This is a genomic window from Vibrio sp. QJM3NY_39, assembly GCF_057785895.1.
The window spans coordinates 1,772,478-1,791,630 of the sequence record NZ_CM173506.1; the positions used below are offsets into that span (position 1 = coordinate 1,772,478).

16 protein-coding genes are annotated in these 19,153 nt (G+C 44.1%); 11 read left to right on the plus strand and 5 right to left on the minus strand.

Annotation, left to right across the window (positions count from 1 at the left end; genetic code table 11):
• Positions 1 to 57: 57 nt before the first annotated feature.
• Positions 58 to 1,389 carry a D-serine ammonia-lyase gene (gene dsdA / locus AC3CHU_RS23745; protein WP_488525836.1) on the minus strand — a complete coding sequence of 444 codons (1,332 nt, stop codon included), beginning with the start codon at positions 1,387 to 1,389 and terminating at the stop codon, positions 58 to 60.
• A gap of 133 nt (positions 1,390 to 1,522) precedes the next feature.
• Between dsdA and AC3CHU_RS23750 the strand changes: the two genes are divergently transcribed.
• Positions 1,523 to 2,716, plus strand: a complete 1,194-nt coding sequence (locus tag AC3CHU_RS23750; protein ID WP_488525837.1) for an MFS transporter — start codon at positions 1,523 to 1,525, stop codon at positions 2,714 to 2,716.
• Between the two features lie 42 nt (positions 2,717 to 2,758).
• Here the strand turns inward: AC3CHU_RS23750 and AC3CHU_RS23755 are convergent, their stop codons facing one another.
• A complete protein-coding gene (locus tag AC3CHU_RS23755) occupies positions 2,759 to 3,538 on the minus strand; it encodes a helix-turn-helix transcriptional regulator (RefSeq protein WP_488525838.1) in 780 nt (259 codons plus the stop codon).
• Between the two features lie 97 nt (positions 3,539 to 3,635).
• A complete protein-coding gene (locus AC3CHU_RS23760; protein ID WP_102566618.1) occupies positions 3,636 to 4,169 on the minus strand; it encodes a YbhB/YbcL family Raf kinase inhibitor-like protein in 534 nt (177 codons plus the stop codon).
• Between the two features lie 243 nt (positions 4,170 to 4,412).
• On the opposite strand from AC3CHU_RS23760, the gene AC3CHU_RS23765 reads away from it, so the two are divergent.
• The 4 genes from AC3CHU_RS23765 to AC3CHU_RS23780 all read left to right on the plus strand — a co-directional run bounded on the left by AC3CHU_RS23765 (position 4,413) and on the right by AC3CHU_RS23780 (position 9,824).
• A complete protein-coding gene (locus AC3CHU_RS23765) occupies positions 4,413 to 5,822 on the plus strand; it encodes an ATP-binding protein (RefSeq protein WP_488525839.1) in 1,410 nt (469 codons plus the stop codon).
• Positions 5,800 to 6,450: a response regulator transcription factor gene (locus AC3CHU_RS23770; protein ID WP_488525840.1), complete on the plus strand. Its 651-nt coding sequence runs from the start codon at positions 5,800 to 5,802 to the stop codon at positions 6,448 to 6,450. The genes AC3CHU_RS23765 and AC3CHU_RS23770 overlap by 23 nt, the downstream gene beginning before the upstream one ends.
• The gene (locus AC3CHU_RS23775) at positions 6,447 to 7,265 is read left to right on the plus strand and encodes a DUF2861 family protein (RefSeq protein ID WP_488525841.1); all 819 of its coding nucleotides are present in this window, start codon (positions 6,447 to 6,449) and stop codon (positions 7,263 to 7,265) included. The genes AC3CHU_RS23770 and AC3CHU_RS23775 overlap by 4 nt, the downstream gene beginning before the upstream one ends.
• A 120-nt stretch (positions 7,266 to 7,385) precedes the next feature.
• Positions 7,386 to 9,824 carry a glycoside hydrolase gene (locus AC3CHU_RS23780; protein WP_488525842.1) on the plus strand — a complete coding sequence of 813 codons (2,439 nt, stop codon included), beginning with the start codon at positions 7,386 to 7,388 and terminating at the stop codon, positions 9,822 to 9,824.
• A 71-nt stretch (positions 9,825 to 9,895) separates the two neighbouring features.
• Here AC3CHU_RS23780 and AC3CHU_RS23785 read toward each other — a convergent pair whose 3' ends face one another.
• Positions 9,896 to 10,798 (minus strand): LysR family transcriptional regulator, encoded by a 903-nt coding sequence (locus AC3CHU_RS23785; RefSeq protein ID WP_488525843.1) that lies wholly within the window; start codon positions 10,796 to 10,798, stop codon positions 9,896 to 9,898.
• Positions 10,799 to 10,926: 128 nt separating this feature from the next.
• Here AC3CHU_RS23785 and AC3CHU_RS23790 point away from each other — a divergent pair, with 128 nt between their 5' ends.
• From AC3CHU_RS23790 to AC3CHU_RS23810, 5 genes are all read left to right on the plus strand, one after another.
• Positions 10,927 to 11,991 carry an HlyD family secretion protein gene (locus tag AC3CHU_RS23790; protein ID WP_488525844.1) on the plus strand — a complete coding sequence of 355 codons (1,065 nt, stop codon included), beginning with the start codon at positions 10,927 to 10,929 and terminating at the stop codon, positions 11,989 to 11,991.
• A 3-nt stretch (positions 11,992 to 11,994) separates the two neighbouring features.
• Entirely contained in the window at positions 11,995 to 13,545 is a 1,551-nt protein-coding gene (locus tag AC3CHU_RS23795) for a DHA2 family efflux MFS transporter permease subunit (RefSeq protein WP_488525845.1), read from the plus strand.
• Between the two features lie 241 nt (positions 13,546 to 13,786).
• Positions 13,787 to 15,376, plus strand: coding sequence for a response regulator (locus AC3CHU_RS23800; protein WP_488525846.1), 1,590 nt, complete (start codon positions 13,787 to 13,789; stop codon positions 15,374 to 15,376).
• A complete protein-coding gene (locus AC3CHU_RS23805) occupies positions 15,370 to 15,702 on the plus strand; it encodes an Hpt domain-containing protein (RefSeq protein ID WP_017079133.1) in 333 nt (110 codons plus the stop codon). The genes AC3CHU_RS23800 and AC3CHU_RS23805 overlap by 7 nt, the downstream gene beginning before the upstream one ends.
• A 491-nt stretch (positions 15,703 to 16,193) precedes the next feature.
• Positions 16,194 to 17,090: a sigma-70 family RNA polymerase sigma factor gene (locus AC3CHU_RS23810; protein ID WP_114635415.1), complete on the plus strand. Its 897-nt coding sequence runs from the start codon at positions 16,194 to 16,196 to the stop codon at positions 17,088 to 17,090.
• Positions 17,091 to 17,321: 231 nt separating this feature from the next.
• Here the strand turns inward: AC3CHU_RS23810 and AC3CHU_RS23815 are convergent, their stop codons facing one another.
• Positions 17,322 to 17,675 (minus strand): hypothetical protein, encoded by a 354-nt coding sequence (locus AC3CHU_RS23815; RefSeq protein WP_017079131.1) that lies wholly within the window; start codon positions 17,673 to 17,675, stop codon positions 17,322 to 17,324.
• 206 nt (positions 17,676 to 17,881) lie between these two features.
• On the opposite strand from AC3CHU_RS23815, the gene AC3CHU_RS23820 reads away from it, so the two are divergent.
• Positions 17,882 to 19,075, plus strand: coding sequence for an ISL3 family transposase (locus tag AC3CHU_RS23820; RefSeq protein WP_488524348.1), 1,194 nt, complete (start codon positions 17,882 to 17,884; stop codon positions 19,073 to 19,075).
• Positions 19,076 to 19,153: the final 78 nt, after the last annotated feature.

The following is a 19,153-nucleotide window of genomic DNA, read 5'->3' on the forward strand; positions in this document are numbered from 1 at the left end:
CAGCTTACATTTATAAACACCCAGTTTATAAACGATCAACTTACAAACGCTTTAGGGCTAAACCGACGATTTTTCCAAGTAAGCGGCCATTTCTTCTTTCGGCACCATGCCTCCGCCAGTCGCCCACACAAGATGCGTTGCATTCGCTAGTGTCGACTCATCAATCTCTAGGCGATCAAGATATTCTCTATTCTGCTCAACATGAATCACACCCGGCATGCCCGCAAGTGCTGAAGGCTCTAATTGAATCCCCTCGGCTTGATTCAGTTCACTTAGCAATTGATACATGCGTTCATCGGTTAATGTGTAATGACCATCAAGCAAGCGCTCCATCGCGCGACCCACAAAGCCAGATGCCCGTCCAACCGCCAAACCATCCGCAGCTGTTAAGTTGTCGATACCCAGATCTTGCACCGCAATCTCATCATGCAATCCCGTATGAACACCCAACAACATGCAAGGTGAATGAGTCGGTTCAGCAAAAATACAATGGACATGATCACCAAAGGCCATCTTCAAGCCAAATGCGACACCACCGGGGCCGCCACCCACACCACATGGCAAGTAAACAAACAATGGATGTTCTTTATCCACTGAAATGTGTTGTTGTTCAAATTGCTGTTTGAGCCTTTGCCCTGCCACCGAGTAGCCAAGGAACAGGGTTTGCGAGTTTTCATCATCTACAAAGAAGCAGCGTGGATCTTGCTCCGCTTCTTTACGTCCTTGTTCTACTGCAACGCCATAGTCTTGTTGATACTCGACCACGTTAACACCGTGCTCTCGCAGTTTACTTTTCTTCCAAGCTCTCGCGTCTGCTGACATATGAACAGACACTGTAAAACCTAGCTTGGCACTCATGATACCGATCGACATGCCTAGGTTACCCGTTGAACCTACTGCAATGCTGTATTGTTGGAAGAAGTTACGAAACTCAGGTTCGAGCAACTTGCTGTAGTCATCGCTCTCACACAGTAATCCCGCTTCAATCGCAAGCTTCTCGGCATGCGTTAGTACTTCATAGATACCACCGCGCGCTTTGATTGAACCTGAAATCGGTAAATGGCTGTCTTTCTTCATCATCAAACGCCCTTTTATTGGCTGCCGATAATGAGCTTCTAATGCTAACTTCATTGCAGGGATATCGATAAGTTCAGATTCGATGATGCCATTCGTCACATGAGTTTCAGGGAATGCCTTCACCAGATAAGGGGCAAACCTTTGTAACCTCAAACTCGCATCATGAATATCTTGCTCGCCCAATCCCACATAAGGTAAACCGCGCTCCAGAGTCGTCACATTTGGGTTAAACCAAACCACTTCTTCCAATGCAATCAATTGTTGAAGTAATGGGAAATTTGAGATGAGTTTATCGATATTCAATTCAGTCATGGGTGACCTTCTCTGGTAAAGCGCGTACTGCGCACATTCAATCATTAGTAAACCTATTTAAACGGTATTTGTGTAATCATTCAATGACCTGTAGGCTAGCTTTTCTTCTCATAAGCAAACAGTAGAACAACCTATGAGCGCCTCTCTTCGTAATAGCATTTTCGTCATGTTAGGGATTCTATTCCTAGCACTTAACCTTCGAGGGCCTTTTACGAGCTTGGCCCCTGTGCTTTCTCAGGTTATGGAAGGCCTCAACCTTACGTCGTCGGCTGCTGGCTTCTTAACAGCTTTGCCACTGTTAACTTTTGCCTTATTTTCACCATTAGTCACCAAGATATCTCAACGAATTGGTCTAGAACCAAGCTTGCTCTTAGGCTTAGTTTTGATCACTACGGGTATTACACTGCGCTCTTTTGGAGCAATTCCGACGTTATACATCGGCACAGTGATGATTGGACTTGGTATCGCGATTGGTAATGTGTTGTTGCCCGTTGTAGTGAAAATTAGCTTCCCTACTCGTATTGCGACAGTGACTTCTTTGTACATTTTTACGATGGGCATCGGTTCGACGTTAGGCTCAAGTTTGATGGTGCCGTTTTCAAATCTAACTTTATTCACGGTCACGGGTTGGCAATTAGCACTGTTAATGAACCTAATATTCCCAATATTAGCTTTGATGATCTGGTTGCCTAAAATCAGAAAGCGTTCTTCTTCAACAACCAATAACAAGCATCAAGAAAAGCCGATTGCGATGAAGAAGATGATCAAGAGTGGCGTTGCATGGCAAGTGACACTAGCTCTTGGGCTTAACTCATTTACCTTCTATTCTTTGGCAGGCTGGCTTCCACAGATCTTGAACGACCTTGGCCACAGCGAAATCGACGCGGGCTATATTTATGGATTTCTACAATTTTCGACTATGGTTCCGGGATTGCTGTTACTGCCGTTCTTAGGTAAAAGCGATAACCAACAATGGCTCATTACGCTTTGTACTTCGAGTGTATTTATTGGATTAATTGGGCTGCTGTATTTGCCTGAGTTTGCGATCTTTTGGGTAGGACTCTTTGGATTAGCCAACTGCTCTACGTTTATTATCGCGCTCTCTTTTGTTGGCCTGAGAACATCGAATAGCAGCCAAGCCGCATCGCTGTCGGGTATGGCGCAAGGAATTGGTTATGCTTTAGCAGCAACAGGCCCAACGCTGGTGGGTAAGCTTCATGCTCAAACCGATTCTTGGAGTGTTCCCATTCTGCTGATCGCATCTGTTGCTTTTGCGTGCACGATTTTTGCGGCACTAGCAGCAAGAGACAAGAAAGTCAGCGTTTAAACGATGAAAGTATGAGTTTGAAGCCGCGACTATTCGCGGCTATTAAACCGCAACGGTCTTAATATACTCGCTAGGTGTCAAACCAAACTTCCCTTTAAAGCGCTGACTAAAACGCCCTTCCGATTGGTAACCGCAAGACTGAGCCAACATCGCCACATTCTGCTGCCCGTTTTGCATCAGATAAAGCGCATGACTCAAGCGAACTTCAGCCAGTACCTCACGATATTGCATACCTTCCAGTTTGAGCTTTCGGATCAGCGTGGCTCGGCTCATCGCAAAGCGCTCCGCCACCGACTCCAATGGATGCTTCTCACCTGGTGCATGTGAAAGATAATGGCTGAGCTTTTGGCTAAACGAAACGTTGGCACTGGCAAACAATCGATGCAATACCCCTTTTTCGGCTAATTGCTGGTATAAGCCCTGCAACCAAAACTGTTGGGTCTCTTTGCTCATTCTCTGTGTATCAAACGAAAACAGCGCGTTGAGTGAGTCTTGTAAGCTTCGGTCCGCTTGTACTGTAGGCAGCCCCAGATCATTCGAGCGTTCCTCACTTAAATCAAGCATCCCTTGAGAAGGTTGGAATTGAAAGCTGAATACTCGCGACAAGAAACGTCCTTTGTGAGGCATATTCTCAAAACTTAATGACGCTGATGCCTCACACAACAGCAGCTCAGAATGTGAGAGTTCTGCCGCTGAATCTTTCCAAAACAGGCGCTTACTGCCTGTAATGATCTGAATGATACTAGGAGATAGAATCCTCACATTACGCAGCTTTTGTAACTGCTCTGCACGAAAGATCGTCACTTGATATTGATGATTCATCTCATCCCCCTTGTTTACTTATTATCAACGACCAGCTATCGCATCAATAACTGGTCGCTTTATTAGCGTGTGTCAATTATTAACGTGTATAAAGCTATTAACGTGTGTAAGTTGTAGTCAGTTTCGCTTTGTCTAAAGCCATGCTGTTCAACGTGAATCCAACCACAGCCGACGGCGTGTTTTCGTCTAGGTTGAGCTTATCCGTTGGCAATGCCCAAACCGTGAACTGGTAGCGGTGCATGCCATCTTTTTCAGGAGGACAAGCGCCACCGAAACCTACCGTTCCATAATCTATGCGGCCTTCTTTGCCACCCACTTTAGAGATGTCGACACCACGAGGTAGCTCGCTTACTGTTGCTGGAATATCAAACGCGACCCAGTGCCAGAAGCCACTTTCAGTCGGAGCATCTGGATCATAAGCCGTGATTGCAAAGCTTTTGGTACCTGCAGGTGCGTCTTTCCACATCAATTGTGGTGATAAGTTATCGCCGTCACAACCCCAACTTGAATATTCAAACGTCTTCGCCATTGGGTGACCTTCTTGAATATCATTACTCGTTAATTCGAATGCCTGAGCCGAGCCAGCTGTTAAGATACTAAGTGCCAATACTGATTTAATGAGTGTTTTCATGGTGGTTCCTCTGATTAGGTATGAGCCCAGTATAGTCCCCTCCATTCGTTCAATAATGACAATAAGTACACAATAATCTAGTTTAATCCATCCAAATGATACTTACTGCATTTCCAATTTATTATTTTAAAACATGACCCACTCGACAATTTGTTGTTAAAGGAACACTTGTTGACATTCAGGTTACAAATCACGTCCAAAACTCTTTAGACTCGCCCCACGACTTTTAACGAGAATGATTGGATGCGTAGGTTTACCTTAGCTCTTTGCTTGATCTTTTGGCTCCCCACTCTAGCTAATGCCCAAAGTTTGCAAGACAAGTGGCAAACCCTGTATCAACTGAGCTGGCAATCATCCCCAGTCCTAGTATCTCAACAAGAGTTGGCTCAGTATCCGAAAGTTCTGCTTCATGAACGTAGCCGCTATCCTGATTTCAACCAATTCAGTTGGGACGACATCGCAGCGTTAGCGTCAATACAAGATCACTGCCGAGCGATTGAAAGCGATAACCCTTCATTACATGACGCCATCGAGTTTGAGCTCGCTTTGTGTCAGCAACAAGCATTGGATTCCATTTGGTTTGCTGCACACTCCAAACGACACCCTGCAGGTGGCAGTTTTGCTGATCGTTATTTGGCAGTTTACCCCGACGTAAGCGAGCAAATACGCCCGTTTTTGAGTATTACCAACCCTCAGCACCCTTTATATACCAAGCTAGAATCGCTAACCGCTCAAGGCAGAGAAGCACTGCTCAGTGGTTACCGAGCTTGGCAACAGGACGATGTGCTTTGGTTAAGTGGCGAACAAGGCTGGAAAGCCATTCCCTTAAATATTTGGCAACCTATTGCAGAGCAGCAAGAGGTGTCTTTGACGGGTGAAACCTGCACTTTTCGTTACAGCAACGTCTGCTTAAGCGAACCTAGCAATGACAATCTGATCATGAAAACGTTAATCTTTACATTGCTGTTAACGTTGCTTTCCGGACTCGGTAGAGTCTTATACCTAAGAACAAAACAACGAAAAGAGAGGCAGTTCGTTTTACAGCTTCTTACTCATGAACTTCGCACGCCCATTACTAGCCTAGGTCTAACCGTCGAAATGTTTAGAAATCGCTACGATGACTTTTCTGATGAAACTCAAAATGCGGTTTGGCGTTTAATATCCGACTATCAAAGGCTCTCTCAGCTCACCGAAAACAGTAAAGTGTATCTAAGTTCGGATCAGTCAGAACCTTTGTTGAAGCAAAACGCTTCATTAGAAGAGTGGCTCGATCATGTATGTGAAAAGCACAATATCGAGTATCAATGTGATTCAAGTGATGCTGAACTTAACCTACCGTATTACTGGCTAACCATCTGCTTAGATAACTTGATTAAGAACGCTAAACAGCACGGTATAGGTGAGGCTTTGGTCAAGGTAGAACTCGCTGATAAGCTCAGGATTGAGGTGCAAGACGAAGGTCACTTCCCTTCTTTTCTGCAACGGTTAGTATCTCGATCAACACCGAATATCAATCACAGACAAGACAACATGGGCATTGGCCTCACAATTGTCGAACACTTGATGAAACAAGCGAATGGCCGCCTCATTATTCTTCGTAACCCAACCCGATGTATTTTGGAAATAGCTTATGAACACCCTACTGCTGATTGAAGACGACCATCTACTTGGACAGGGCCTCGTCAGCTTCTTTGAGTCCAATGGTTACCAATGCCTTTGGGCGAAGGATTCAGAGAGTGCCAGTAAGCAATGGTTCCGAGCCGATCTAGTGATACTGGATCGACAACTCGAAGACGGTGACAGCTTGCGACATTTGCCGAATTGGTTACTGCTCAAAGCCCTACCAGTGATTGTGTTAACGGCTAAAGTGGAAGTCCAGCAACGCGTAGAAGGCTTAATGGCAGGTGCCAAAGATTACGTCACTAAACCTTTCTCGAACGAGGAGTTGCTTGCTCGAGTCATTACCCAACTTCGTCCGTTAGGGGTGAGCCACTTAAATTACGCAAATATCCAAATCAACTTGTCGGAACGAATCGCTTATTTGGATGAAAGCCCGATCACGTTAAAACCTAAAGAGTTCCAGTTATTGGTCTTGTTTGTTCAGAACCAAAGTCGTGTGTTTCATCGTGATGAGTTACTCAATAAGATTTGGGGTTATCAAGCCTTTCCAAGTACCCGAACCGTGGATAATCACATACTGCGCTTGCGCCAGAAGCTGCCAACCCTAAAGATCGAAACACATCGCGGCGTTGGTTACCGCTTAGCTGGGGAATCACAATGAGAGTCACTTCGTTAATCGCATTGATCTGCGCTTTGCCGTTTGCGTGTCACGCCGCTTGGTTTACCAACACGCCATTACAACATACGTATCAATCTCTGCTTGATGAACAACCTCAAGTCGCGTGGCAAGAGCTTCAAATCGCACTCAATCAACAAACACTTGATAGCGAGCTTTGGTTGCCAGTTAAACAAGAGATACTGAGCCAAACTCAATGCGGAACTTCACTAAGACAAGACATTGAGACGAAACATCACATTCAAGTTAGCTTCATTCGACGCTACGGCCTGTCATCGCAAGGTTATCAAATCAAAGTCGCTGCAGAACAACTCAGTGAAGACATGAAAATCCAAACACAACCTATCTCTCTAGTTTCCCCAAGAGGTAAGATCCTTCTCGATGGACAACTCGCTTCTAACAATGAGTATCAAGAGATTGAGACTAGTGAAATGTTTATCAAACCCGAATCTGGTGTTTATCAACTAAAGATAGATTCAAACCACTATCCTATTGTTGTCGCTTTAGACAACAGCAAGCGATGGTTAACACTCGAAAGTAAACTCAGCGCACCACATATCGTGCTCACGCCACCGAAGGTGATCAACAACTGCCCTAACGCCAATGTGAGTTGGCAATGGTTCGATGAGAACTACAACCTGTTAGGCTACAAAGTGCCAATCAAGATAGCGCAAGCACCCGTTCCCACAGAAAGCCCACTAGGGACTAATGCCAAACACTTGAGTGCTTCGGTTGAAATGTTTGAATACCAAGGCGCGATTGAAGTCCAATATGTGCAGCGTGTCGCGGTGCCTTTCTAATGGAATGCATTCAGAAGAAGATGAGAAACTAGGTAATGCAGAAAATAGAGACATATAGGTGACAAAGCACTAGCGCTACTTGGGTGTAATAACCGTACTTACCCTTTACGGAATCTAGATATGCTCAGCGTACGTCACCCACTCAATCTTTCTACTTGTGCCATTGTAGCTTTAACAACAGCTTGTCTGTTTTCATCCAATGCACAAGCGAGCCAAATAACGCTAACCAGTATTAGCACCAGCAGCGTTAGCGGAAATAGCATTAGCGGCAGCAGTATTCGCGACAACGCTAACAGTGCTACCAACAATACCGTCTCTATTTCATCGAATACTTTAGAGATAGATTGGAACGGCTTAAGCGTTAACAGCGGCGCTCTCACCGTTGATAGCCAACCACAGAAAGCGACCAATCTAGTCATTGGTCTTTCCAATAAAACTAACTCAGCAAAGACTGCAACTTGGACCTTAGTACCTAGTGGGATAAACATTGAGGCAGAACTAAATCAAGATCAACTCACGTTTCAGTTCAGCTTCCCTTCAAATATACAGGTGAAACGTAACCAGCCCGTAGAGTTGGCGTGGTTTGATCTTGCAGAACAACAAACTCAGACCCTATTTCTTCCTTTTAGCGAAGGCATGCGTGTACCTACAAATAACAAGCTTTGGGGTAGTTACCTAGTCGACAACCATTCTGGAAGCAACACCACTCAAGACCTGAAGATGCCTTTTTGGACAGCACAACAGAGCGACCACTTCATTAGCTATCAGATGATTAATGCAACCAACAATCAACTGCTCTTTTCAGATGCATCTTCTAATGCATCCTCAAATACAAAGACCAAAATTGATATGAAGGCATCACACCAATTTACGATGCTCAATCAGTCACAGCCTTTTATTGTTCGTATCACCCTCGGAGACTCGTGGTTAGATGGTGCCAAACAATACAGAGATTGGCGCATCAATAATGACCAGTCTGAAACACTTGTAGCAAAGCAAAAGCGCAATCCAGATGTGAGCAAGTTGATCGGCGCGAGCCACGTTTATTTGTTTGGTAAAGATCCATTAAGCGTCCAAGATGTGAGTGACTGGTGGGGATTGAAAGCTTGGTATCTAAAGGGCTCTAAACTCAACGTATCCAAGGAAGCAAAAAGAGAGCTTTCATCACTCTCAAAGGGCAAAGATTGGTTCAGTCAGTACCACAAACAGTTATTGTTAGATTCTATTAGCCAATCGTTGCAGAAGTTACTTCCAGTCGGTACTCCGACACTCGAAAACAACACGATCAAAGCTCAATACGTGGCAGCGCAGAATAAGAAAAATTGGTTGGTTGAACACGCCTCCCCCTACCTAAACTCGTCAGACACTTGGGGACAAGCGTTGTCTTCAGGCATGGTTGCCAATCTAAATAAGGCAGGCTTAAACAAACTTTGGCTCGGATTCGATAATTGGATGCCAGCATTCTATCAACCTAACGCTGTGGGTCTGGCAAAACAGTCCGGATATCTGGTCGGCACCTACGATTCCTACAACACAGCCATTCCTGCGAAGCTGAACGACAGCTGGCTAACCGCTCAATTACCAGAGCCGATGCGTGAGAGTTGTGCCATTGAACTAGCGGATGGCAGCTTAAAAAAAGGGTTTCGAGGTAACGGATTCTACCTCAATCCGAATTGCCATTTAGATGACGTAAAGCAGCGCGCTCAAGACATTATGAAATTCGGCAACTTCAACAGCTTGTTCTTAGATGTTGATGCAACCGCCATGGCACGTGAAGATTACAGCGGCTCTATAGACAGTCATAGCAAGAGTCATAGTTACAGCAATGGCAATACTAACGAATCGGATATGCTTTCAGGCTTCAACAACCGAATGCAGTGGCTAAGCGAGCAACCATCGTTAGTATTAGGCTCTGAAGACGGCAACAGCCTAACAACAAAAGGCATCGTGTTTGCACACGGCTTAGAAACGGTTGGTTTTGGTTGGACAGATAAAGACATGAAAGAGAACCGCCGATCTCCCTATTACTTAGGTCGTTGGTACCCAGACCACAAGCCTGACTTCTTCTTTAAACCCGCCGAGGTTAAAGAGCCCTACAAGTCGCTACTGTTTTCGCCACAATATCGAATTCCGTTATACCAAGCCGTTTTCCATGATGAAGTAATCAATACGCACCATTGGCACTCAGACAGCCTTAAGTTCACTAATGTACAAGCAGAACGTGACTTAACCGCGATGCTGTACAACACACCACCGATGGTTCACTTGACCAGAGATGAAGCTTTATCAAGTTCAAGTCCAAGGATCAAAGCACTCAAACGCTATCAAGATGGCTTTGAACCGATGCACGAACAGTTATGGGATAAACAGTTGGTCGATTTCGACTGGTTAGATAAGAACGGAGATGTTCAACAAACCGAGTTCAGTGACGGGAGTAAGATCATTGCCAACTTCTCCAACAAGACCTTTCGTCACGATAACGTTGATATTGCGGCCCTGTCGGTCAAAGCTATATTGGCGAATGGACAAGTCGTCGATTGGCAGTCAACTTATCATTAGCTTCGATACAGTTGAGACAAAAACGAATAATAGGAAGCCTAAGCACTTATTTACCCGCTAAGGTTTTCCCGTTACTTTTGCTTCCTATCTTGAAAGGCAGTCAGTAGATAGTCGATAAAGACCTTTTTACGTTTCGGCATCAGCTGCCTGTCTGCATACACTAGGCTTACTGAAACTTCTGGCATCTCATATTCAGGTAACAAACGAATCAGCTTACCTGTCTTGAAATGTTCCCGACAAATAAATTCAGGCAGCACTGCTAAGCCAAGCCCATCCACACACGCTGTTAAGCATGCCGTGATGGTATTCACCCGTAACTGACACGGCAGATTGATCAAAATCGACTCACCGCCTTCTAATTGCAAATGCCACTTAGGTAGACGTGCCGCCTTGTTGACGACCTCAATCATTCTGAATGGCGGCTTAAGGTCATCGGGTGAAGAGATTTCACCAAACTGTTCTAAATACTCAGGGCTGGCTACCAATACACGCTTCGATGTTGTGAGGTAGCGAGAAACCAAGCTCGAGTCCACTAACTCACCAATTTGTGCGTAAAGATCGATCCCCTCCGCAATGATGTCGACTTCTCGATTCGACAGTTCTAAGTTCAAAGTCACGTTTGGGTGCTCTTTTAGGAAACTGTGGATGTATGTGGCTAATACTTGATGTCCCAATTCGACAGGCAACACAACATTCAACTGCCCTCGGATCAAATCCTGATTGGCAGAAACCTCTAACTCAGCTTGGTTCATGATCTCTTGCATCTGCATACTCGACTGATAAAAGCGCTCACCCTCTGGCGTTAAAACTAAACTTCGTGTCGAACGAGTGAACAACCTCACACCTAGGTGCTGCTCGAGCTCGTCAAGCTTTCGGCTGACGGTCGACTTGGTCATATTCAATGCTTCAGCTGCGTGCGTGAAACTCCCACAATCAACAACTTGTGTAAAAACAGTCACAGCATTTAAGTCCATCGTACTTCTCCCAAAGCCCTATTAGTAAGATTAATGCAACAGTGTTTCCCTTTTTTCCTATCTTATCAATCAATCGAATTCATTTACAATTCGTTACATCTAAATAAAAACAAAATGAGAAATAAAAAATGACAGAGAACAACAACGCTTCGCAATCAGTAAGCACAAAAAAACGTAAAAAAGCCCCGCTTATTGCTACTGCGATCATGCTGTCATTAGGTCTTGCTGGTGCCGGATATTGGTACGGCTATGGCCAATACTTTGAATCTACCGACAATGCCTACCTACAAGGCGACATCACTAATATAAGCCCGAAGGTGTCTGGCTATATTGTTAAGTCTTACGTGAGTGATAACCAATCGGTTAAACAAGGTGACTTGTTGGTTCAAATTGATGATCGTGATTACCAATCTGCACTTGCTCAGGCGAATGCGCATTTAAGCGTCGTTCAATCAAGCGTACACAACCTTATCGCTCAACAAACGTTACAACGTAGCCAAATAAATCAAGCCGAGAGCCGTGTTGATTCCGCACAAGCTGAATACGAGCGTGCAATCCAACAAGTCGTGCGTTCTCGCAGCTTATTAAAGCGCAACTATGCTTCGCAAGATGAAGTCGACAGCATGGTCGCACAACAAAAAGTCACCCAAGCAGAACTTGAAGAAGCAAAAGCAAACCTCGTCGCAAGTAATGATCAGCTAATCGTGATTGCGAGTGAAATCGAACAAGCAAACGCATCCGTGACTGAAGCTCAAGCACAAAGAGATCAAGCACAACTTAACCTTGATTACACCAAAGTTTACGCGCCAGCAGATGGTGTAATTGGCAAACGCAGCGTGCGAGAAGGTCTGTTGATTCAAGCCGGCGCGCCACTTATGAGTTTGGTACCAAACAACCAAGTGTGGATCGAAGCTAATTTCAAAGAGACACAGTTAAGCGGCATTCATAAAGGTCAATCCGTAGAAGTTGAATTAGATGCCTTCCAGGGACAACCACTTGAAGGCGTGGTAGACAGTTTCTCTCCTGCGACTGGCGCCAAGTTTGCACTACTGCCACCAGAAAACGCGACCGGTAACTTTACTAAAATCGTTCAACGTGTACCGGTGAAAATTACCATTCCAGATCAGCAAGAATTGAAAGGTAGACTGCTTCCTGGTTTATCTGTGGTAGCGACCATCGATAAACGAGGCTAGATCATGAGTAACGCTGGTGTTGTCACCCACACTAATGATGATGGAGTGGTTTCTAGACGCCATTGGATCGCCCTATTTGGCGGTTTGATTGGCGCGTTTATGGCGATCTTGGATATTCAGATCACCAACTCGTCTCTCAAAGACATTCAAGGTGCGCTGTCTGCCACCTTGGATGAAAGTTCGTGGATCTCTACGTCTTATCTAGTCGCAGAGATGATTGCTATTCCACTCAGTGGTTGGCTTTCTAAAGCGCTCGGTAAACGCCGTTATATCACGTGGACGACGGCCATTTTCACCATTTCATCTTTGCTGTGTTCGTTCTCTTGGAATATGACCTCGATGATCGTATTCCGAGCGATGCAAGGCTTCAGTGGTGGCGCTTTAATCCCGCTTGCTTTCTCGTTAGTGATTCAGTTATTGCCTGTTAACAAACGGGCTGTGGGTATGGCACTGTTTGGCGTAACCGCGACCTTTGCTCCATCGATCGGCCCAACATTTGGTGGTTGGCTGACGGAGAACTTTTCATGGCACTATATTTTCTACATCAATATTCCGCCTGCTTTGCTTGTGATCACCATGATCCGATATGGCTTGGATGACGAAAAGCTCGACCTTGGGACGCTGAAAAAAGCGGACTGGTTTGGTATTGCCACCATGGCGTTAGGGCTAGGTTGTTTGGAAGTGGTACTAGAAGAAGGTAACCGTGAAGAGTGGTTCAGTTCGAGCTTTATTATTGGCTTGAGTATCGTGTCGGCGGTGAGTTTGGTTTACTTCGTGATAAACGAACTCCAACACAAAAAGCCATTGGTTAACCTGCGGCTATTGCGGGATGGGCAGTTTGCTATGTCTTGTGTCGCCTATTTGATTTTGGGGATGGCGTTGCTTGGCTCTATCTATGTGCTGCCGATGTATCTCACTCAAATTCAGCAATATAACGCGATGGAAATTGGTGAAGTGCTAATGTGGATGGGTTTCCCACAGCTTCTGATATTTCCAATTGTGCCCAAACTAACACAGATAATTAAGCCTAAGTACTTGGTTACCTTTGGCTTCGCGATGTTCGGTTTCAGTTGTTACGTAAATACACACATGACAATCGATTTTGGTGGGCAACAGCTGATTTTATCTATGGTTCTGCGTGCTATTGGTAGCCCATTTATTATGGTTCCGTTGTCTTTGGTTGCCATGAAAAACATCAGCAAAATAGACACGCCAGACGCATCAACGTTAACCAACGTGATGCGAAACTTAGGGGGCGCTTTCAGCATCGCGATTATCGCTACGCTATTGGATAACAAAACCCGTGAGCACTTGGCACACATCAAGGAGTCGTTACCTTCTGTGAGTCAACTTGGTTGGCAGACGCTTCAGCAACAACAAGCGTTTTTCATTCAGTCAGGAAGTGATGCCGCAACGGCGATGCAACAAGCACAAGCAAGCTTACTTGGTACAATGCAACGTGACGCTGCCATCATGGCTTACAACGATGTGTTCTTAATGATGACGGCGTTCTTGGCTCTAGCGGCAGTATTGATTTTGAACATGCGTGATTAGCGCTAGTTTTTTAGTAAGAAAACAGAGAGGTAAGCTTATCGGCTTACCTCTTTTTTATTTCTAAAACACGGATAACCCCACAAAAATAAGGTAAACGTAACCTGCGTTTTAAGGCTTTCATAAATGTTATCGAATACTCTTTAATTACCAATAGTTTATTGAGTGTTTGTATGTGATATAGACACCTTGACAATGTGCAACCTGACACCTAAATTAAACATAACATTTGGTATTGAGGAAAATGGATTTGACCTTACCAACAGACCTGCGGGTTTTGATTGTCGACGACTCTAAGAGCGCAACAATACTCATTAAGCAGCAACTCTCGAGCTTGGGCATTTCACATGATTGCATCTTTATTGCGACCGATTATCGACAAGCCATCAAGGCGGTCGAGACGCACTCATTTCATGTACTCCTCATTGACTACCACTTAGAGCAATCCTTCACGGGGTTTGAGCTTTTGGGGATCCTCTATCGAAACAGGCTCATCGATCATACAGTCGCCACGATTCTTGTTTCTGGGGATATGCGTCAGGAAACAGTATTGACGGCCCTTTCTGGCGAAGCACATCACTTTGTTTCTAAACCGATCAATACTCAATCTTTAGGCAAGAAGATTCAAAGTGCTGTGTCCGTTTCGAAGAAACTCACCCAACTGAATGACTTATATCCGATCACTAATCTGGAACGATTGACACAAGCGTTAGCGATCTCCCCTAATGGCAATAGCGTTCAGTTTGAAGCGACGTTGATTGAGCACTTAATTGGAGGCAAAGAATGGGATTTGCTTTCAAGCACAATCAACAACTCAAACACGAATATGCACCCGACCAAATTAGTCGCAGAGGCATTAATTCTAGACAGCTTGGGTAAACCGAACCTAGCCATAAAAAAGCTCCACAATTACCTGATTGCTCAACCGTTGTCATTAAACGTTATTGATTGTTTAAGCTGCATTTATGAAAAACATAATATGTTACTGCCCGCACTTAAACTGGCCATAAGAGCGTTTGAAATGACGCCTAGCATCAGTCACCGTGCGATAAGAGCAATCGACTTGGCAGAAAACGTCGACAACACCCTTATGCTTATCAAGCTTGGTGAGATGTACGCGACGCATATATCGTCTGCCGACATTGATATTATTCATTCCATTGACGCTCACTTCAGTTCACTAAAGGCGACCTACCAACGTGAGACACAATTAAAGTACAAACGTATTCTGCTGGAACATGCTAATCAATTCACAGAGTTGGTAAATCTCAAACTTCCGGTAAAACAACAGCAACAAGTTCTGGCCAGCCTTGCCCTATTTCAAAGTAATATTTTACTCATTGAGAACAGCCCTCAAGTTGCTCACAAGAAAGTGATTCGAGCCTCGACACTGTTAGCAAATAACTTTTACAACCAACCCACTCACTTATTGCTTCAATTGCTACCTCTTTTAACTCACTTTGGCGAGTACTCCCTGTACCACTTAGTTGCAGAGTGCCTAAAAGCTCGAGGGGAGACAATAAACCATCAACTCGAATCAAAAGATGTAGACCCTTCTACTTGTGTAAATATCGAAAATTCCGATTCCATCCAAGAACTAAAGGACTACATTCACAATTACCCATATTCAATTGCTGCGAAACTTGACTATATATATGCAGTCCATAAAGCTCATATAGAAGAAAACCTTAGACACGAATACTTGAAACAGCTCGCACAGCTAGAGCTTCCACCAAGATGGAGCCAATGGCTCAGTGATTCATTAAGATCTGGTTTTTCTACTAAGCCGCCCAGCCCATTTTCAACATACAGCCGACAGGAGTCTATATGCTAGATTTTGATGCCCTAAATGCCTACTTAGATAATGACAAAGAAGTGATTTTCGCCGTGTTGTCTGTGTATCAAGAAGACCATGGCAATTCATTAGAAGAGATACAAGAACTGGTACAGCAACAGGATTGGGGCAAGCTTCATTTTACCGTGCACACATTAAAAGGCATATTAGCCAGCTTCGGCGAAGAAACCGCCACCGTGGCCTTAGAAAGAGTCGAGCAAAACACACTTAATAAGCTTGCACCTCAAGATGATGATCTTTCTGTTATCTACAGCGAAATGAAGATCATCAACAAACAAATCGATGAGGTGCTCAGCACTTATTAGTCAATTCAATGAGCTTTTAGTAATAACTTTTAGTATTCCGTAACAGCTTTTAGTCTCCACTAATAGTTTTATAGTTTTATAGTTTTACGCAGCAAACAATGTCAGCTGAACAGGTTAAAGAGCTGAGGTACTTTGGCAACATGGAACCTCGACTCTTGCCACGTTCTCCTCATTTTCCCTATCAATTATATAGCCGCCCGCTCCTATAAATTCACTCGATTTATCTACATGCGCCAATGCATAATACATACTTTATAAGCTATGCATGTTCATGTTTCCCATGAAAAACCGACACGTTCGATGAGATGTAAAATGGTTAAATACTTGTAGATCTTTTTGTGACGTAAGTATACGAAATTGCATTTTATTTATTGGTAAAGAAGAAACTGTTATCTACACTCTAATGAAACCAAGCGTTAATCACTTGGTGGCATAATAATAAAATAAAATAAAAAAATAAAACGTTCAGTCGGCTAAAAAAGGACAAGGAAATGAACAATGACAGTTTTGCTGCGTTTCAGGGGCTCACGGATGACACACCCACTAAAGAATCATTTTCTACCACTGCAGAACCTTATGCTCACTATCTAAAGGATATTGTGGGGATTGATTTGCTGTCGCGTGAAGATGAGGTGTATTACGCAAAATTGAATCGCGCGGGTGACAAGCAAGCACGTGACATCATGATCGAATCAAACCTGCGACTTGTTGTAAAAATCGCAAAGAGTTACCTAAAACGTAAAGGTAACAACTTCACGCTGCTCGACCTGATCGAGGAAGGTAACATCGGCTTAATCAAAGCAATAGATAAATACGACCCCGAACCCGGTTATCGCTTTTCGACTTACGCCGTATGGTGGATTCGAGAGAATATTGAAGCAGCATTGATGAACAAAGGTCGTACTGTCCGATTGCCCGCCCACGTATGCAAAGAAATAAATAGCCTCGCGTCCAAGAAGCTCGATGTAAGTAAAAAAATGAGTAAAGAGATTTCTATTTCAGAGTTGTCAGACAGCTCTGGTGTTAAGGCCGAACGCGTCGATCAACTGGTGGCGTTAAGTGGGTTTATTGACGTGACAACAACGGTTGGTATCAGCCACGCACCGATAGTACTTGAACAGTGTGAAAGTGAGTATATCCCTGACCCGCAAAAAGATTGTGAAGATCAGTCTTTTACCCAAGCTCTAGAGCAAATCATAAACACACTGCCACCCAAATTACAGAAGGTTCTCATTCACCGTTTTGGTTTCTTTGATAACAAGGTGAAAACACTGTCTGAGGTGGGACAAATGCAAGATGTGAATGTTTCTAATGAGCGTGTTAGACAAATGCAGAAAGAAGCAGTCGAGAGAATTCAAAAACGACTCAAATTTGATGGTTGGGTGTAAGTCTCAACCCTACTGATAAGTTATAACGACAGGAAAGAACAATAACGTTAGACAAAAGCATCGTTAATTGAGAAACAACGTTAATTAAAGAAAGAACCTTAAGGGTGAGCCTCAAAGCTTGCCCTTTTTGTTTGCCTGTTTTGTTTACCTAATTCGGTAGAAAAACAAAAAGATCGTAAGCACACGAACCCTAAATGGCTAATCGCTATTGGCAAATGCCACAGCATTAACTTACCTTAAAGAAGTGACTCGCTCACTGCGTAAAATGAGATAATTGATGTAAGTGGTTTCAAGGCAATCTTGTTCCCACACAGATAGAATCCGTTTGGCCGCAAAATAATAATCTTTGTTTCTCAACAGCATCCCAACGGTGCCGCTGAGCTTTTCAAATCGAACGTGATCGCTCGCAGAGATGTAGTCATCTTCACTTTCAATAATGGGTGCTAAACCATCAGCAAACCAATTATTCAATATTTCTCGCATCTCTAATTCGGACTCAGGCACATCCACACTCGACAACTCACGATGTTGAGGTGGTGGCACGATGTACTTCGACGCTTGCGGTGAACTGACATAACGATACATGTCGTCCCTCCTTTCTAACTAACTCGTCTAATAATTAAGGACATTTTTATCTATTCTCAAGTTTATTTAGCGAAACAAACAATATTATTTAGAACAACAAGCAATAAAAAAGGTTCATCGCGGATTAGCGGGAACTAAAAACAAAAACGGTAGTAAGTGATATGGTTTAGTCGCCAAACAAAAATCATACACAAACTACCGTTTCTATGCCGAATCATACTTTCCTATCTTCATTCTGGGAAGGCTTTCAAATAGTAAAGTCTCTCCAGACTGCATCACTTATTACCCTGACTCTTAAACCTAGCTCTGAGGCTAAATGCCTTTGTGGTCTTGAGGCCGAGGCTATCCATGAGTATCAATGGCGTCACGTAAAGGATGCCATGTTGCTCGGTGTGCCTGTTGAACTTTCCGTTCAAACTCGAAGGATTAAGTGTCGTGACTGCGGCATAAAAACAGAATCTCTCTCTTGGTTAGAGCCTTATGCTCGTATAACAAAGCGCCTAAAAAGCTATATAGAACAACTGCTACCCCTGCTTCCCATTAAGCATATATCCCAAATTACGGGCGTTCATTGGCACACCATTAAAGAAATAGATAAACGCCGACTTCGACAAGTGGTGCCGCCAGTGAAATGGGGTGAGCTAAAGCAGCTCGTGATGGATGAGTTCGCCATCTTTAAAGGGCATCGATATGCCACCGTCATCGCTGATGCGAAGACTCATCAAGTCATTTGGGTTGGATTAGGCCGCAGCCGCAAGGACATACGGCCGTTCTTCGAGCAGCTAGGCGAGAATGGGGTAAATATCGAAGCAGTAGCGATGGACATGAATACGGCTTTTGACCTTGAAGTTCAAGCGCACTGCCCGAACGCAAAAATCGTTTACGACTTATTCCATGTTGTTGCTAAGTTCGGTCGCGAGGTGATGGATAGAGTCAGAGTCGACCAAGCCAACAAACTCAAGCAAGATAAAAAAGCGAGGCAATGGGTGAAGCGCTCACGGTGGGTACTGCTGAAAAATAGAGGCAACTTAAATACACGTCAAGATAGCTATCTTACTGAAATATTGAATATCAATAAGGACTTAATGACCACTTATATACTCGGAGCCCAACTCAAAGAGCTTTGGTATTGTGAATCCGAAGGGCACGCGAAGGGGCTCTGGGACACGTGGTGGGAACAAGTGCAAGAGAGTGGAATTAAGCCATTGAAAGAGTTCGCACGAAAACTGAGTCCTTATCTTCACGGCATTATCGCATCGGCAAGTTATCCGTTGAACACCTGCACACTTGAAGGGATAAACAACAAGATAAAGTTAATCAAGCGAATGGGGTATGGGTATCGAGATACAGACTACTTCTTCTTGAAGATAAAAGCGGCTTTCCCCGGAAAGCCGCGATGAACCATAAAAAAGCCATGCATCAATGACTCTACATGGCTTTAATGAGGGCAACTTTACGCTGCCCTATCTACTTGTTGG

Bases quoted from the DNA above. Each gene is read 5' to 3' on its own strand.
- AC3CHU_RS23775 (WP_488525841.1), top strand. From the start codon at position 6,447: ATGAGAGTCACTTCGTTAATCGCATTGATCTGCGCTTTGCCGTTTGCG.
- AC3CHU_RS23795 (WP_488525845.1), top strand. From the start codon at position 11,995: ATGAGTAACGCTGGTGTTGTCACCCACACTAATGATGATGGAGTGGTT.
- AC3CHU_RS23750 (WP_488525837.1), top strand. From the start codon at position 1,523: ATGAGCGCCTCTCTTCGTAATAGCATTTTCGTCATGTTAGGGATTCTA.
- AC3CHU_RS23810 (WP_114635415.1), top strand. From the start codon at position 16,194: ATGAACAATGACAGTTTTGCTGCGTTTCAGGGGCTCACGGATGACACA.
- AC3CHU_RS23755 (WP_488525838.1), bottom strand. From the start codon at position 3,538: ATGAATCATCAATATCAAGTGACGATCTTTCGTGCAGAGCAGTTACAA.
- dsdA (WP_488525836.1), bottom strand. From the start codon at position 1,389: ATGACTGAATTGAATATCGATAAACTCATCTCAAATTTCCCATTACTT.
- AC3CHU_RS23760 (WP_102566618.1), bottom strand. From the start codon at position 4,169: ATGAAAACACTCATTAAATCAGTATTGGCACTTAGTATCTTAACAGCT.
- AC3CHU_RS23820 (WP_488524348.1), top strand. From the start codon at position 17,882: ATGCCGAATCATACTTTCCTATCTTCATTCTGGGAAGGCTTTCAAATA.
- AC3CHU_RS23785 (WP_488525843.1), bottom strand. From the start codon at position 10,798: ATGGACTTAAATGCTGTGACTGTTTTTACACAAGTTGTTGATTGTGGG.
- AC3CHU_RS23790 (WP_488525844.1), top strand. From the start codon at position 10,927: ATGACAGAGAACAACAACGCTTCGCAATCAGTAAGCACAAAAAAACGT.
- AC3CHU_RS23800 (WP_488525846.1), top strand. From the start codon at position 13,787: ATGGATTTGACCTTACCAACAGACCTGCGGGTTTTGATTGTCGACGAC.
- AC3CHU_RS23805 (WP_017079133.1), top strand. From the start codon at position 15,370: ATGCTAGATTTTGATGCCCTAAATGCCTACTTAGATAATGACAAAGAA.
- AC3CHU_RS23765 (WP_488525839.1), top strand. From the start codon at position 4,413: ATGCGTAGGTTTACCTTAGCTCTTTGCTTGATCTTTTGGCTCCCCACT.
- AC3CHU_RS23770 (WP_488525840.1), top strand. From the start codon at position 5,800: ATGAACACCCTACTGCTGATTGAAGACGACCATCTACTTGGACAGGGC.
- AC3CHU_RS23815 (WP_017079131.1), bottom strand. From the start codon at position 17,675: ATGTATCGTTATGTCAGTTCACCGCAAGCGTCGAAGTACATCGTGCCA.
- AC3CHU_RS23780 (WP_488525842.1), top strand. From the start codon at position 7,386: ATGCTCAGCGTACGTCACCCACTCAATCTTTCTACTTGTGCCATTGTA.